Source organism: Mesorhizobium sp. B2-1-3A (assembly GCF_006442655.1).
Taxonomy (GTDB): domain Bacteria; phylum Pseudomonadota; class Alphaproteobacteria; order Rhizobiales; family Rhizobiaceae; genus Mesorhizobium.
In genome coordinates, this window is record NZ_VFWK01000004.1 from 286,103 (window position 1) to 301,358 (window position 15,256).

14 protein-coding genes, 2 pseudogenes and 1 riboswitch are annotated in these 15,256 nt (G+C 63.4%); of the genes and pseudogenes, 12 read left to right on the forward strand and 4 right to left on the reverse strand.

The genetic code is table 11. The features are described from left to right. The first annotated feature begins 1 nt into the window (after position 1). From FJ977_RS17095 to FJ977_RS17125, 7 genes are all read left to right on the forward strand, one after another. Positions 2-1,216, forward strand: coding sequence for a response regulator/pilus assembly protein (locus FJ977_RS17095; protein WP_140773233.1), 1,215 nt, complete (start codon positions 2-4; stop codon positions 1,214-1,216). Further along, complete coding sequence (locus tag FJ977_RS17100) at positions 1,213-2,631, forward strand: CpaF family protein (RefSeq protein WP_140773235.1); 1,419 nt, start codon at positions 1,213-1,215, stop codon at positions 2,629-2,631. Before FJ977_RS17095 ends, FJ977_RS17100 begins: the two co-directional genes overlap by 4 nt. Before the next feature lie 4 nt (positions 2,632-2,635). Further along, a complete protein-coding gene (locus FJ977_RS17105) occupies positions 2,636-3,601 on the forward strand; it encodes a type II secretion system F family protein (protein WP_140773237.1) in 966 nt (321 codons plus the stop codon). A gap of 1 nt (position 3,602) precedes the next feature. Further along, a complete protein-coding gene (locus FJ977_RS17110; protein ID WP_140773239.1) occupies positions 3,603-4,568 on the forward strand; it encodes a type II secretion system F family protein in 966 nt (321 codons plus the stop codon). Positions 4,569-4,644: 76 nt separating this feature from the next. Then, the gene (locus tag FJ977_RS17115) at positions 4,645-5,478 is read left to right on the forward strand and encodes a hypothetical protein (protein WP_140773240.1); all 834 of its coding nucleotides are present in this window, start codon (positions 4,645-4,647) and stop codon (positions 5,476-5,478) included. A 160-nt stretch (positions 5,479-5,638) separates the two neighbouring features. After that, positions 5,639-6,112, forward strand: a complete 474-nt coding sequence (locus tag FJ977_RS17120; RefSeq protein WP_140773242.1) for a hypothetical protein — start codon at positions 5,639-5,641, stop codon at positions 6,110-6,112. 169 nt (positions 6,113-6,281) lie between these two features. Further along, positions 6,282-7,457: a GGDEF domain-containing protein gene (locus FJ977_RS17125; protein WP_140773243.1), complete on the forward strand. Its 1,176-nt coding sequence runs from the start codon at positions 6,282-6,284 to the stop codon at positions 7,455-7,457. Here the strand turns inward: FJ977_RS17125 and gcvP are convergent, their stop codons facing one another. The 4 genes and pseudogenes from gcvP to FJ977_RS17145 form a co-directional block, all read right to left on the reverse strand. Further along, positions 7,458-10,268, reverse strand: coding sequence for an aminomethyl-transferring glycine dehydrogenase (gene gcvP / locus FJ977_RS17130; RefSeq protein ID WP_140773244.1), 2,811 nt, complete (start codon positions 10,266-10,268; stop codon positions 7,458-7,460). It abuts the gene before it with no gap. Between the two features lie 18 nt (positions 10,269-10,286). Continuing rightward, positions 10,287-10,655: a glycine cleavage system protein GcvH gene (gene gcvH, locus FJ977_RS17135; RefSeq protein WP_140773246.1), complete on the reverse strand. Its 369-nt coding sequence runs from the start codon at positions 10,653-10,655 to the stop codon at positions 10,287-10,289. A 5-nt stretch (positions 10,656-10,660) separates the two neighbouring features. Further along, the gene (gene gcvT, locus FJ977_RS17140) at positions 10,661-11,761 is read right to left on the reverse strand and encodes a glycine cleavage system aminomethyltransferase GcvT (protein WP_140773248.1); all 1,101 of its coding nucleotides are present in this window, start codon (positions 11,759-11,761) and stop codon (positions 10,661-10,663) included. Between the two features lie 149 nt (positions 11,762-11,910). Next, positions 11,911-11,997: riboswitch (glycine riboswitch) on the reverse strand. A 100-nt stretch (positions 11,998-12,097) separates the two neighbouring features. Further along, positions 12,098-12,244: pseudogene (locus FJ977_RS17145) on the reverse strand (IS5/IS1182 family transposase); the annotation flags it as partial. Between the two features lie 116 nt (positions 12,245-12,360). On the opposite strand from FJ977_RS17145, the pseudogene FJ977_RS17150 reads away from it, so the two are divergent. From FJ977_RS17150 to FJ977_RS17170, 5 genes and pseudogenes are all read left to right on the forward strand, one after another. Continuing rightward, positions 12,361-12,576 (forward strand): annotated as a pseudogene (locus tag FJ977_RS17150) (IS3 family transposase); the annotation flags it as partial. A 115-nt stretch (positions 12,577-12,691) separates the two neighbouring features. Next, the gene (locus tag FJ977_RS17155; RefSeq protein ID WP_140773252.1) at positions 12,692-13,264 is read left to right on the forward strand and encodes an NADPH-dependent FMN reductase; all 573 of its coding nucleotides are present in this window, start codon (positions 12,692-12,694) and stop codon (positions 13,262-13,264) included. A 109-nt stretch (positions 13,265-13,373) separates the two neighbouring features. Continuing rightward, positions 13,374-13,514 (forward strand): DoxX family membrane protein, encoded by a 141-nt coding sequence (locus FJ977_RS36680; RefSeq protein WP_281406831.1) that lies wholly within the window; start codon positions 13,374-13,376, stop codon positions 13,512-13,514. A 147-nt stretch (positions 13,515-13,661) separates the two neighbouring features. Next, on the forward strand, positions 13,662-14,663 hold the full coding sequence (locus FJ977_RS17165) for a hypothetical protein (RefSeq protein WP_140773255.1): 1,002 nt from the start codon (positions 13,662-13,664) through the stop codon (positions 14,661-14,663). Between the two features lie 112 nt (positions 14,664-14,775). Continuing rightward, positions 14,776-15,204 carry a hypothetical protein gene (locus FJ977_RS17170; protein WP_140773257.1) on the forward strand — a complete coding sequence of 143 codons (429 nt, stop codon included), beginning with the start codon at positions 14,776-14,778 and terminating at the stop codon, positions 15,202-15,204. The last annotated feature ends 52 nt before the right edge of the window (positions 15,205-15,256 follow it).

Here is a 15,256-nt window from a genome sequence, read left to right on the forward strand (position 1 = left end):
AATGGCAAACGGCATCAAGACCCGGAAAATCCTGCTCGTATCGACGGACAGGACCTTCGTGCAGGACACGCGGACCGCATTCGCCGCCTCCGAGATCATCCAGCTCTCGGCGGTGGAGAAGAGTGTCACCGAGTTGCGTGGCGAAATACAGGAGGCCGATTTCGGCGCCATCATCGTCGACATGGACGCGGCGAGGCTGGAGGAGGTCGAGTCGCTGCAGCGCATCATGCGCCGGCTGGAGGGCAAGACACCGGTCGTCGTCGTCACCCAGGAGTTCAACGCCGCCGCGGTGCGCATCCTGGTGCAGCTCAAGGTCGCCGATTTTCTGGTCAAGCCGATCACGACGGCCGACCTGGTGCGCTCGGTCGTGCGGGCGTTGCAGGGGCCGGGGCGGGAGGAAAACACCGAGTCGCAGATCTACACCTTCATGCCTGCCGCCGGCGGCGTCGGTACAACGACGCTGGCGCTGCAGACCGCCTTCCAGCTGCATCATTCGGTGACGCGTGGCGCCTCGACCTGCGTGGTCGATCTCAATTTCCAGCAGGGCGCCTGTGCCGAATATCTCGACCTCGAGCCACGTTTCGACATCACCGAGATCGAGAACCAGCCCGAACGTCTCGACCGGCAGCTGCTCGACGTGATGCTGTCCAAGCACGCCAGCGGGCTGTGCGTGCTGGCCGCGCCGACCCACCCGGCGGAGATGCGTTCGTTCAAGACCGATGTCGTGGTCCGCATGCTGGACCTCGTCTCGGCCTATTTTGACAATGTCGTCATCGACATGCCGCGCACCTGGTTTCCCTGGACGGAGACCGTGCTGCTCGGCTCCAACAAGCTGTATATCGTGGCCGAGATGACGGTACCGTGCCTGCGCCACACGCAAAGGCTGATCCAGGCTGTCTATGAGACCGCCGGCAAGGAAGTGAAGCCGAACGTCATCGTCAACCGTTTCGAGCAGAAGATGTTCGACAACGGCATCAAGCAGGCCGACGTCCAGGAGATTCTTGGCGAGCATTTCGTCGGCGGCATCGCCAACAACTACCGGCTGGTGCGCGAGGCGGTCGACCGTGGCGTGCCGTTGCACGAAATCGACCCCAATGCCAATGTCGTCAACGACCTGAAGAGGATCATTCTTCCGGAGGAGGCAGCCGCGACTGGACCCAAGTCGAAGTCGCTGTTTAGTCTCGGCAAGGGCTTCTTGAAGAGGAAGGCCGGATGACCAGCCGTTTTTCAACCCTGCAGAACCGTGACGCGCGTCCGCAGCGTCCGGCGGAATCAGCCCCGGTCGCGCATCATGCTGTCGTCATCCCGACCAGCCGAAAGGCGCCCGCAAAGCCGGATGTCGCGCCGGCAAAGAACGCCAACAAGGTGCTCGATGCGCGCGTCCGCATTCACCGCATGCTGCTCGAGGAGATCAACCTCGTGGCGCTGGAGCGTTTGCCCAAGGAGGAGATGCGCCGGCAGGTGCATGATTTCGTTTCTGAAAAAACCCGCCAGGAGCGGATGGCGATCAACACCGTCGAGCTCGAAGCGCTGGTCGACGATATCGTCGACGAGATGGTCGGCCTCGGTCCGCTTGAGCCGCTGCTCAAGGATCCGGACATCAACGACATCCTGATCAACGGCCACCAGAACTGCTTCATCGAAAAGAAGGGCAAGCTGCAGCAGGTCCATATCCCGTTCAAGGATGAGGCGCATCTGCTTAGAATCATTAACAAGATCGTCGCCGCGGTTGGCCGCCGGGTCGATGAATCGCAGCCGATGGTCGACGCGCGCATGCTCGACGGTTCGCGCTTCAACGCGGCCATCCGCCCGGTTGGAGTCGACGGGCCGCTGGTGTCGATCCGCAAATTCTCCAAGAACAAGCTCGGCCTTCACAAGCTGGTCGAATTCGGCGCTATCACGCAGAACATGGCTGAGGTGCTGGCGGCGGCAGTCCACGCCCGCAAGACGACGATCATTTCGGGCGGCACCGGTACCGGCAAGACGACGATGCTGAACGCGCTGTCGGCCTTCATCCCCGAAGACGAACGGTTGATCACCATCGAGGACGCGGCAGAACTTCAGCTGCAGCAGCCGCATGTCGCGCGCATGGAGACGCGCCCCGCCAACATCGAGGGCCATGGCGAACTCAAGCAGCGCGATCTCGTCAAGAACGCGCTGCGCATGCGCCCAGACCGGGTCATCCTCGGCGAGTGCCGCGGCGAGGAAGCCTTCGACATGCTGCAGGCGATGAACACCGGCCATGAGGGGTCGATGGCGACCATCCATGCCAACACGCCGCGCGATGCCATTTCGCGCCTCGAACAGATGCTGGGCATGACCGGCATGCCGATGACGGTGCAGTCGATCCGCAGCCAGATCGCCAGCGCCATCGATATCATCGTCCAGCTGACCCGGCTTTCCGACGGCAAGCGCAAGGTGACAAGCGTCGCCGAGGTGACCGGCATGGAAGGCGACGTCATCCAGATGCAGGAGATTTTCCGCTTCGTGCGCACCGGCATGGATGCTGATGGCGGGATTCTCGGCTATTTCGAGGCGACCGGCATCCGGCCACGCTTCCTCGAGGATCTGCGCGCCATGGGCATCGAGTTTCCCGGACGCTATTTCGAACCCGGCCGGCCGCAGGAGTAACCAGGTGTTCGACGGTCTGAGCGCGATCTATGTCGTCTACGCCGGGGCAGCACTCACCGGCATCATGATCGCCGAGGCCTGCTATCTCCTCTACGCCGGCCGCAGCGACAAGCGCACCGCCATCAACCGGCGCATGAAGCTGCAGGAAAACAAGATCAGCCAGGAGCAGGTGCTGATCCAGCTGCGCAAGGAGCGCGGCCTCGATGCGGGCACCTCGCTGTTCTCGCCGGACCGGTTCCGTGCCCTGCGCACGCAGTCGGGCATGATCATGCCGCTGTCGAGATTCCTGATGATCACCTCGGGCTTGGCGCTGGCCATGGCCCTGGTCGCCATCTGGCATGGCTTGCCGCTTCTGATGGGGCTTGTCCTGTTCGTTGTGCTCGTGCCGCTGTTGCCGGTGGTGGTGATGCGCTTCAAGCGCAAGCGTCGGCTCAAGCGCTTCGGCATGCAGCTGCCGGAGGCGCTGGAGCTGATCACGCGCGGCCTCAAGGCCGGTCATCCCGTGCCGGTGGCCATTGCCATGGTATCGCGCGAGATGCCCGATCCGATCGGCACCGAATTCGGCGTCATCGCCGACGAGGTGACCTATGGTTCCGACCTGGTCTCCGCGCTGAATTCACTGTTCGACAGGGTCGGCCATGAAGATCTGCCGCTGTTCATCACCGCGGTCTCGATCCAGTCCAGTTCGGGCGGCAATCTGCGCGAGATCCTCGACGGCCTGGCGTTGACGATCCGCGAGCGTGGCAAGCTGCGCCGCAAGGTGCGCGCCATCTCGACCGAAGGCCGCATGTCGGCCTATATCCTGACGGCGATACCAGCGCTTTTGTTTGCCGCCATCATGGCGCTGATGCCGGGCTTCTACCGCGATGTCTGGGACGAGCCGAAAACCTGGTACCTGATCGGCGGCTCGGTGACCTGGCTGATGCTGGGCAATCTGATGATGTTCAAAATGTCGAATTTCAGGTTCTGACATGCAGGGCTTCATCGAGTTCCTCGCCTCGCTTGCTCCGGCCTCGTTGATGCCGGTGGCTGTCCTGTTGCTGGCCCTGGGCAGTGGCGCGGTCGCCTGGCCGATGGTTGCGGCGAAGGGCGACCGCAACGAAGTGAAGCGCCGGCTCAAGGTCGACCATGGTCCCGCGGCCGCGAAACCCGAGCCGCTGCAGAAGAAGAATGCCGACGTCGTGCGCGAGAAGGCGGTGAGGCGGGCACAGGAATTCTACGCCAAGAGCGATCCAGAAAATGTCGCCCGGTTGCGCATGAAGCTGATCCAGGCCGGGTATATGGAGCCGCGCGCCGTCGGCACGTTCTTCATCATACGCTTCTCGGCGCTGGTCGGCGCCGCGATCGGCGCGTTTGTTCTGAACCAGTGGCTGGCCAATGCCGACGCGACGATGGCCAGCCGTTGGGCGTTCGTCATCCTGTCGGGCGTGGCCGGCTATTTCCTGCCTGGCCTGGTGCTGACCCAGAAGGTGCGGGAGAAGATGCGCGAATACCGCAACGGCTTTCCCGACTTCATGGACCTAATGATCGTCTGCTCGGATGCCGGCATGAGCATGGAGGCCGGCATCGAGCGCGTCTCCAAGGAACTCGCCAAGACCTATCCCGCGCTCAGCCAGAACCTGCAGCTGGTGTCGCTGGAACTGCGGGCCGGGCGCAGCCTCGACGATGCGCTGAAGGCACTCGCCGACCGTCTCAGCCTCGACGAGGTCCGCTCCTTCGCCACGCTGCTGCAGCAGTCGAAGGAACTCGGCACCAGCCTGTCGGGCGCATTGCGCGTCTTCTCCGACGAAATGCGCCACAAGCGCATGTCGCTGGCCGAGGAGAAGGCGCATGCCCTGCCGGCCAAGATGTCGATACCGGTGACGGTGTGCATCCTGCCGGTGGTGCTGATGATCGCGGTCATTCCGATCATCGTCAAAATGACGGGTAGCCACTAGCCAATATTGATGCTCTGGATCCGGGGCCGACAACGCATCATCCGGCCCGAACGCGGCCCTGCGACGTGAGAACCCCATGCGAATACTGTTGTGTGCCGTCTCCCTCGCTCTCGCCGCCACCAGCCTGTGGCCGGCGCAGGCCGCGGCCGACGATTGCGGCGATGCCGCCGCGCTGTTGCGGCAGGCCTATCCCAAGGTCCAGAAAAGCGCCGACGGCCGCTCATTCACGCTCGAACCGCATACCAGCATCCAGCTCGCGGACCCGCAGGACGGTATGCCGGGCCTGGTCTGCAAGGTCTGGCCTGCCCATGAGGATCTGCTGCTGGTCGCGGTGCCGCTGATCGACAGCGTCCAATCCGTCGATGGCCAGCATGTCGGCGATATCGAGCTTCTGATCGTCGACAGGAAGACCCTGCAAATACGCCAGCGACTGCTCCAGCCCAAGCTGATGAACGACGATGCCATCGCCATCCGCGGCATCGAATTCGACACCGGCCGCTATGGGCTGGCGCCCGGTGTCACCGCCTTCGGCCTGCGCATCGACATGGCCAACCATTCGCAGCCCAATCCCTTTGGTGAGACCGACCTGCGGCTCTACGCCATCGCCAACAATGCGCTGCACGCGGTGCTCGATGGGCTTGCCGTGGCCGGCTTTGGCGGCGAAGGCGACACCAATTGCGCCGGATCCTTTCATTCCAGCAAGGTCAGCCTGGCGATGAGCCCGACGATCCATCGCGGCTACCACGACATCATCGTGGTCGAGCGGAAGGATACCGACGAGCCGCTCCCCGACAAGGATGGCGAGTGCCAGTCGCATCCCGGCAAGTCGGTGAGCCGGACCCACCGGCTGCGCTATGACGGCAGCCGCTATCCGGTTCCGGCCGCGCTCAAGGCAATGGACCCGCCGTAAGAACGCGGTTCGCACCTGTTCGAGGCGTTGCAGCCCAATGGTTAACGGCCAGTATTGCGGAAACCAAATCTTAGGGGCATTTCGGCACCGAAGCTTAATGGCTGTGCTGTAGTGTCTTTCCCTGAAGAACGACCCGACAAATCGGGCGACGGGGCAGGGCATGCGTCAGACGAAATTTGCGGCGGCGGCCACGATGGCGGCCATCTTGATGATCACCGGGTGCACGACGAACAACAACGTCGACACGACCAAGACCACCGCGATCCAGCCGGCCGCCAGGGATGTCGATACGTCCGATCTGGCGCAAGGCAAGGCGCAGTTTCGCGACGCCAATTATGGCCTCGCCGAACAGCATTTCCGCAAGGCCGTCGAGCTGAAGGCCGACAATGCGGAGGCCTGGATGGGACTCGCCGCCTCCTATGACGAACTCGGCCGCTTCGACTTTGCCGACCGCGCCTACGGCCAGCTCCTGAAAGTCGCCGGCCGCAAGCCGCAGATCGTCAACAATATGGGCTATTCGCAACTGCTGCGCGGCAACAAGAAGAAGGCCAGGGCGCTGCTGCTGGAGGCGAAGGCCGGCATGGCCGATCCCACGGTCGTCAACGCCAATCTAGCACTGCTCAACAAGGGCTGATGGCCGTCCTCGCGACGGCCAAGGGTACGGTTTCGGGACAGGTGGTATCGACGCTTTGTAAACCCTAACCGCAGCTTCGGTCGAAAGATCGACTGAAAACCATGATCGAGGGCTGCCGCTGACCTAGAATGCGGCGTAACCGCCGACTCTCGAGAGGCCCCCGCCCGATATGCTGGATTTCAGTTCGCTCCTGCTCGCGGCCGCGCTGTCGGGCACCTGCCTGGCCGTCACCATGTTTGCAATCTGGTTCACCGCGCCGCGGGCGCGTTTCGTGCTGACGGTGGCGTGCGGCATCCTCGTGCTCGTCGCGCATGTGATCCTGTTCTGGCGATACACCAAGGAGCCGGATCCGCTGCTTTGCCAGATCGCGCTGGCGCTGCTCAGCCTGGGCTTCCTGATCCTCTGCATTTCGGCCATGCAGTATCTTGGCGTGCCGGCCCATAGGCGTGCGGTCGTGCCGACACTTGCCGCCATGGCAATCTGCGCGGCCTTGACCCTCCTCGGCCTTGATGGTGTCGGCTTCATCGTCACTTACGCGACGGTGACCGTGCTGCTGTCGACGATCGGGGCCATGTTCTGGGTCAATGGCAGCCATGATCGCCGCATCCTGCTGGTGGTCTCGTTCCTGAGCGGCACCTGTGCGCTGTCGTTTGCCCTTTGCGGCATGGTTCTGCTGGCCAAGGCGCAATGGACGCTCGGGGTGGCGCCCGACAATTGGGCCGAACGCCTTAATTCCGTCGTGGCGGTGGCCTGCATGACCGGCCTCGGCGCCTTGACGCTCTCGCTGCACCATCTGCAGGCACAGATCGAGCTGAAGGCCGAAACGATGACCGATCCATTGACCGGGCTGATGAACCGTCGTGGGTTGACATCGCTCCACGGCGAGCGGTCCTTCGGTCCTTTCGCGGCGATCGTCATGTTCGACCTCGATCACTTCAAGAGGACGAACGACATCTACGGTCACCCCATAGGGGATCAGGTCCTGTGTCGCTTCGCCGCCGTCATCCGGAAATATGCCAGGACCGGCGTCGACGCCTTTCGGCTGGGCGGCGAGGAGTTTGCCGTCGTCATGTCGCGGATGACGGAAGAGCGGGCCTATGATCTCGCCAGCAAGATCGGGGTGGCCTTCGGCACCGAAATCGTCGCCACCCCGCTCGGTCCGTTGCGCAGCACGGTCAGCGGCGGCATCGGCTTTGGTGGCGCCGACGGCACCAACCTCGACGAGGTGCTGGCCGAGGCGGACGCCGCGCTTTACGCAGCCAAGCGCGCCGGCCGAAATTGCGTCGTCAGCCGCAAGAGGATGGGCAAGGCCGAACCGGTCAAGCCGGCCTTGCGCTCAGCTTAGTTACTCCGCTGCTCCCAGATAATCCGACAGCGGCGGGCAGGAACAGACCAGGTTGCGGTCGCCGGCGACATTATCGATGCGCGACACCGGCGGCCAGTACTTTGCCGCTGTGTCGGCGTCGCCGGCGGGGTAGGCCGCTTCCAGCCGCGAATAGGGATGGTTCCACTGGCCGGCCAGTGCCTCGGCGGCGGTGTGCGGGGCGTTGACCAGCGGGTTGTCGGTCAGCGGCCATTCGCCTTTCGCTACCTTGGCTGCCTCGCCGGCGATGGCAATCATCGCCTCGCAGAAGCGGTCGAGCTCGCGCTTGGGTTCGGACTCCGTCGGTTCGACCATCAGCGTGCCGGCAACCGGAAACGACATGGTCGGTGCGTGGAAGCCGTAGTCGATCAGGCGTTTGGCGATGTCATCGACGCTGATGCCGGCGCTCTCCTTGAGCACACGCGTGTCGAGGATGCACTCATGCGCGATGCGATCGTGCCGGCCCTTGTAGAGCAGGGGGAAGTGCGGCGCGAGCCGTGTCGCCACGTAGTTGGCCGAGATGATGGCGGTCTCCGTTGCCTGCTTCAGGCCTCCAGCACCCATCATGCGGATATACATCCAGGTGATCGGCAGGATGGAAGCGCTGCCGAAAGGTGCGGCCGACACGGCATGCGCCGAGCCTTCGGTGACATGGCCCGGCAGATAGGACTTCAGATGCGCCTTGACGCCGATCGGGCCGATGCCGGGGCCGCCGCCGCCATGCGGGATGCAGAAGGTCTTGTGCAGGTTCATATGGCAGACATCGGCGCCGATATCGGCAGGACGGGCAAGGGCGACGAGCGCGTTGAGGTTTGCGCCGTCGAAATAGACCTGGCCGCCATGCTCGTGAATGAGGGCGCAGAGGTGGCGGGCGCCTTCTTCGTAGACGCCGTGCGTCGAGGGATAGGTGAACATCAGCGCCGCTAGGTTTTTGGAATGCTCGTTGGCCTTGGCCCGCATATCGTCCATGTCTATATTGCCGTCCTCCAGGCAACGCACGACGACGACGCTCATGCCGGCCATCGCAGCACTGGCCGGGTTGGTGCCGTGCGCGGAAGAGGGGATCAGGCAGACGGTGCGGTGGCCTTCACCGCGCGAGCGGTGATAGGCGCGGATGGCGAGCAGGCCGGCATATTCGCCCTGGCTGCCGGCATTGGGCTGCAGGCTGACCGCGTCGAAGCCGGTGATTTCCGACAGCCAGCCTTCCAACTCGCCGATCATGGCGCGATAGCCGGCCGAATGCGCTGATGGCGCGAAGGGATGCAGATTGGCGATGCTTGGCCAGCTCACCGGCATCATTTCGGCCGCGGCGTTGAGCTTCATGGTGCAGGATCCGAGCGGGATCATGGAGCGGTCGAGCGCCAGGTCCTTGTCAGCCAACCGGCGCAGCAAACGCATCATGTCGGTTTCCGACTTGTTCTCGTTGAAAACCGGCTGGGTCAGGAACTCTTTTCCACGCGGCTTGCCGGGCACCGTGCTGCCGGCCGAAGGCCCGGCCTTGGCACCGAACAGGGCCGCGATCGCGTCGAGATCCGCGTCGGTCGAGGTCTCGTCGAAGGCTACGCCGACATGGTCGGCATCAAGCACGCGAAGCAGCCGGCCGGTCTTTTCGGCGGCGGCGGCGATCTCAGCGGCCTTGCCCTTTACCTCCACCGTCACCGTGTCGAAACGGCTGGCGCCGAGCACGGGCACGCCTGCCGCCTTGAGACCGCCTGCCAGACGGTTGGCCAGCGCGTGGATGCGCCCGGCAATCGCCTGCAGCCCGGCGGGTCCATGCCAGATGGCATAGGCCGTCGCCATGTTGGCGAGCAGCGCCTGCGCGGTGCAGATGTTGGACGTCGCCTTGTCGCGGCGGATATGCTGTTCGCGCGTCTGCAGGGCGAGGCGGTATCCGGGCCGGCCCTTGCTGTCGGTCGACTGGCCGACCAGGCGGCCGGGCATCAGCCGCGTCAGCCTGTCGGAGACGGCGCAATAGGCGGCGTGCGGGCCGCCAAAGCCCATCGGAACGCCAAAGCGCTGCATCGGCCCGACGGCAATGTCGGCGCCGAGTTTCGCCGGCGCATCGGTCAGCGTCAGGCCCAGCGGATCGGCGATGAAGACGACCAGCGCGCCGGTGGCGCGGGCCTTGTCGATTGCCGCCTTGTGGTCGCCATAGACGCCTGATGTATCGGGCCAGGAGACGAGCAGGGCAGCCGTGTTGTCGTCGATCGTCTCGCCGTCGATCTCGATGCCGAGCGGTTCGGCGCGGGTGCGTACCACATCCAGCGTCTGCGGATGCGGCGTGCCGGCAAGTGCCACCTTGGTGCGTTTGTCGCGGTGGTGGCGCAGCGCGATGCCGACCGCTTCGGCGACAGCGGTGGCCTCATCGAGCAGCGAGGCCGACGCCACCGGCAGGCCGGTCAGTTCGGTGACCAGCGTCTGGAAATTGAACAGCATTTCCAGACGGCCCTGGCTGATCTCGGCCTGATAGGGGGTATAGGCCGTATACCAGGCCGGATTCTCGAACAGATTGCGCTGGATGACCGGCGGCACGTGTACGCCGTGATAGCCGGCGCCGATGAAGCTCTTCAGCACGGTATTCCCAGCCATTGTCGCCGACAATTCGGCCAGTGCTTCGGCTTCGCTCGCCGGCGCCGGCAGGGCCAGCGGCAGGTCGAGGCGAATCGATTGCGGCACGGCCTGGCTGATCAACGTCTCGACAGAGGGGACGCCGATCACCGCAAGCATGGCTCTGACGTCGCTGACATCAGGACCGATATGGCGGGCCGAGAAGGGGGTAAGTGCTGCGCTCATCGTCTTAAAATCCTGTTATCAGCCGATATGGGCTTTGTAGGCGGCCTCATCCATGAGGCCGGCGAGCTGGCTTTCGTCGGCAAGCTTCATCTTCCACAGCCAGCCGGCGCCGGTTGCCGCCGAGTTGACCAGCGAGGGGTCGGAAGACAGCGTGCCGTTGGCCTCGGTGATCTCGCCGTCGACCGGCGCGTAAACGTCAGAGGCCGCCTTGACGGATTCGACCACTACGGCCGTATCGCCCTTGGTCAGCTTCTTTCCCGTTTCCGGCAGTTCGACGAAGACGAGGTCGCCGAGCTGCTCCTGCGCGTAGTCGGTGATGCCTACGGTGGCGATGCCGCCTTCGACGCGGAGCCATTCGTGATCCGATGTGAAATAGGTCTTTGCCATGCGGTCTATCCTTTGCGGTAGCGATGAGGGGTGAAGGGCAGGGAACTGATATCGACAGGGATTTTCGTGCCGCGCACGTCGGCGAAGACCCGCGTGCCGGGCTTTGCCAGCGATGCGGCGACATAGCCCATGGCGACCGGGTGGCCAGCCGAGGGGCCAAAGCCGCCCGATGTGACATGGCCGGCGGGATTGCCGTCGGCGTCGAACAAGGCAGCACCAGCGCGCACCGGTTGGCGGCCTTCCGGCTTCAGGCCGACACGCCTTTGCGCTGGGCCGCGTTCCACGGCGGCGCGCAGGGCGTCCGCGCCGATGAAGGCGCCGGACGCGCGGATGTCCTTGGGGATAGCCCACATCAGCGCGGCGGCTGCCGGGTCGGTCTCCGGTGTGATGTCCTGGCCATGCAGGCAAAGCCCCGCTTCCAGCCGCAGGCTGTCGCGCGCGGCAAGGCCGATCCACAGCACGCGTTCGTCCTCGAGCAGCTTCGCCACAAGGTCGCGCGCATCGGCCTCGGGCAGGCCGATCTCGAAACCGTCCTCGCCGGTATAGCCGGACCGGCTCATGAACCAGTTCTTTCGCGGTTCGACACCATGCATGAACAGCAGCGAACCAGTCTCGATGCCGGCGCGGGACAGCACGGCCCAGGCCTCGGGTCCCTGTATGGCCAGGAAGACGCGGTCGAGCGGGCCGATCTCCACGTCAAAATTCGCGGCCAGCTCGCGCAGATGCTTTTCGTCGGCGATGGCGTTGCCGGCATTGGCGACGACCATGAAGCGGTCGGCGCCGAGGCGGGTGACGATCAGGTCGTCGAGGATGCCGCCTGCCTCATTGAGGAATAACGTCAGTTTGGATTGCGAGATTTCGAGCGCGCCGGCATCCAGCGGACAGGCACGGTTGAGCAGCGCGACCGCTTGCGGTCCGCTGACCTCGAACAGTTTCATGTGCGAGATGTCGAACAGGCCCGCATGTTCGCGGGTATGCAGGTGTTCCTTCATGACGCCGGCCGGGTAGGTCAACGGCATCGACCAACCGGCGAAGGCGCCGAAGCGCGCACCGGCGGCTGTGTGGATATCCTCGAGGGGAAGGTGTTTTGAGTCGTCGCCCGTCATGTCGTCTCCAGAGTCGCACGCAATCGGCCGCGAATGGCGACCAGTCCGTGCCCCTCTGTCTGAAGCCTGAGAGACTCGCGCAGCCGGAACCCTGTCAGCTGCGCTTACACCTTCGGCGCGGGGGCAAGCCCCGACTTTCCAGAGTGTCTTTCCCGTCTACGGTTCTTTTGCCTGAGAGATTTCGGGCGATTTCCCCTTCGGCGGCAGCTCTCGCTGCTCTCTCCCGCAAACAGGTAGGACTCAAAACCTCAAGTCCTCGACGCGCCATCCATAGCCCGCCGGCGACACCTTGTCACCTCCCTGCGACATCTAAAGCGCTTAGCGCGTTAGCTAGGGTCAGGACTCGTTGATCCAGAAGATGAATGTTGCGGCGAAGGCGATTGCCGAGAGGAAGGTGTGCGCGCATCGGTCGTATCGTGTGTAGATGCGCCGCCAGTCCTCGAGCCGGGCGAACATGTTCTCGATCTTGTGGCGCTGTCGGTAGAATGGGATCGTATTCGTGCTGGATGCGATGGCTGGCATGGGGCGGGATGCATGGAGCGATGCCCTTGTTGGCCAGAGCCCGTCGGAAGGCGGCGGAACCGTAAGCCCTGCCGGCGAGCATGAGCAGACGCGCCAATTGCTGGGACGACGCCGTCGCGGGATCATCCTTCAGCAGCCTGAAGAAGGAGCGCATCCGAAAATGCATCTACAAAACCCGAAGCCTCGCCCGGGCCGACATCTTCGATTATATCGAAGTCTTCCACAACCGAACCCGTCGCCACAGCCATCTCGGCGGCGTCAGTCCCAAGGCGTTCCAAAGCGCCGCGGCGTGAGGCTGGGAATTGGCTGCCAATCCGGGGGCAATCCAATCCGAAGGAATTTAACTGGCGCCTGTCCTTGATTAAGCGGATACTGTTTCTGGGTCGGTGGGAAACCCTGGAGGGCCTCATGACCACACACAAGGTCGGCTACCTGATCGGTAGTCTCGCCAAGGCATCGATAAATCGCAAGCTTGCAAAAGCACTCGTGCAACTCGCCCCGCCAGAGCTTGAGATGTCGGAGATTTCCTTCAAGGATTTGCCGCTCTACAGCTACGACTACGATGCTGACTTTCCACCTGTCGCGCGCACTTTCAAAGACTCCATCGCCGCTGTGGAGGCAGTGCTTTTCATAACACCCGAGTATAACCGCTCGATCCCAGGCGGGTTGAAGAACGCGATCGACTGGGCGAGCCGCCCATATGGCAAGAATTCCTTCGCTCGCAAGCCGTCGGCCGTCATTGGGACATCACCGGGAACTATTGGAACCGCCGTGGCCCAGCAGAGCCTGCGCAGCGTGCTGAGCTTCTGCAATTCGCCGCAGATGAATGCTCCGGAAGCCTACATACAGTTCACGCCGGGCCTGATCACGGACAGCGGCGAAGTGACGGTTGAATCCACCGAGCAGTTTTTGCGCACCTACATGGCCGAGTTCCATATGTTTATTGCACGGGTACTTCAGGTGCTTCCCAAAGACGCCTGACGACGTTTCAAGTGTCTAAGCGCAGTCGCTGCGTTGTGTTTTTCGGTGCGGTCGCGGCTGCCAACTGATCGGCGGCAGCCCTGTCACAGAGGTTTTCGTGATCGATCTTGTGATCGCGCCCTACGCTGTATTGCTCATTCGACTTTGCCTTGGGGTCATGTTCGTTGCGCATGCGATGCTGAAGTGGCGCGTGTTCACCATTCGCGGGACCGTCGCGTCCTTCAACTCCTGGTCTAGATCTTTGTTTTGATGCATGTCGTTCTCCCAGAACCGCTGCCCACTTTTGGGCGACATGCATTGGCCGACAAGTCTTCGCTAACCACGCCGTTTGCCGGTTTTTCAAGACACTCCTGATATATAAGGCCGATGTAACGCTTTGGGGCGGACGGGGACGACGATGGGCGAATTGATCATGAGCGCACCGGTGGCGGGGCTGACCTCGAAGAACCGCATTGCCTCGGAGGACGTGGTGATGCTGCGCCGCGAGGTGTTCGCCGATGGCGTGGTGACGCGAGGCGAGGCCGAGGCGTTGTTCGCGCTCGATCAGACGGCGCGGGACAAATGCGCGGATTGGGCGCCGTTCTTCGTCGAGGCGGTGACCGATTACATCGTCCACCAGGAAAAGCCGTCCGGCTACATCTCGCAGGACAATGCCGACTGGCTCGTCCGCACCATCTCGCGCGACGGCATGGTCGACAGCCGCACCGAACTCGAATTGCTGGTCCATGTGCTGGAAGAGGCAAGGTCCTCGCCGAGCAAGCTTTGCGTCTATGCGCTGGAGCAGGTTGCGCACGCCGTCATCGACGGCAAGGGGCCGCTGATGCTGGGCGGCGCGCTGGTGCCCGGACTGATCGCCAGGGCGGAAGTCGAGCTGCTGCGCCGCATCCTCCACGCCCATGGCGGCGACGGTAACATCGCCATCACCCGGAGCGAGGCCGAGGTGCTATTCAGGATCAACGAACAGACCGCCCAGGCCAAGAACGATCCGTCCTGGAACGACCTGTTCGTCAAGGCGATCGCCAATTTCGTCATGTGCTCGGCCGGCTATGAAGCCCCGACTCGCGATGTGGCGTTGCGCCAGGAAACCTTCCTCGAGCACGCCGATCCGGAAATCGGCGGCTTCTTCAGCCGCATGGTCTCCGGCGGCCTTGCCGGCATCATCGAAGCCTACCGGTCCCCGGACGATATCGAGGCGGAATGGGAAGCCAAGAACAGGGCAGCCGAGGCTTTGGCCCGTCGCGCCGAGACGATCGATGCCGGGGAAGCCAAATGGCTGGTCGAACATATCGGGGCGAACCGTCCTCTCTACGAGAACGAGCGCGCGCTGCTGACCCTGATCAAGCATGCCTCGCCGGAGATTCATCCGGCGTTGAAGCCGCTGCTCGACAAGGTTGCCTGAAAGAACAAGCGTACGCTGCGCGTCACTCCCTCTCGGTTTCGATAGGGTTCGCCGGCCATGAAACTCCTCTAGTGTCGGGTGGGGACGTCCACTCTCAGGGGGAGAACAACACATGACCGCATTTCGGAAGATGCTTGTGCTTGCCTTTGCCGCTGGCCTTGGCTCGACAACGCTGGCCTTTGCCGGCGGGATGACGCCGGAGCAACAGGCCGATGCCCGCACCAAGGTGGAAACAGCCGTGGCGCTGGCCAACATCGCCAAGGCCGACAAGGATGGCGAGGCGATGCTCGTCGCCGCCAGACTGCTGGCCCAGGCCGGCCCGGTAGCCGAGCAGGGCGCCAAGGTGAAGGACGGCAAGCCGACGCTGATGGACACCGGCAAGATGGCCAAGATGGCCAAGGACATGGGCGCCGACGCCAAGAAGGCCGATGCCGTCGCCAGTATGGCGACGTCGAACGGTGAAACCGCGCGCAGCGACGGCTATTGGTACTACAGCTGTGATTCCTACAACAATTGTCAGTGGATCTACGCCGGCTATTGAGCTGAGCCGGGGGCTCAAAACACAGTATAGCGTTGGTCATTGGCCCGTGGTC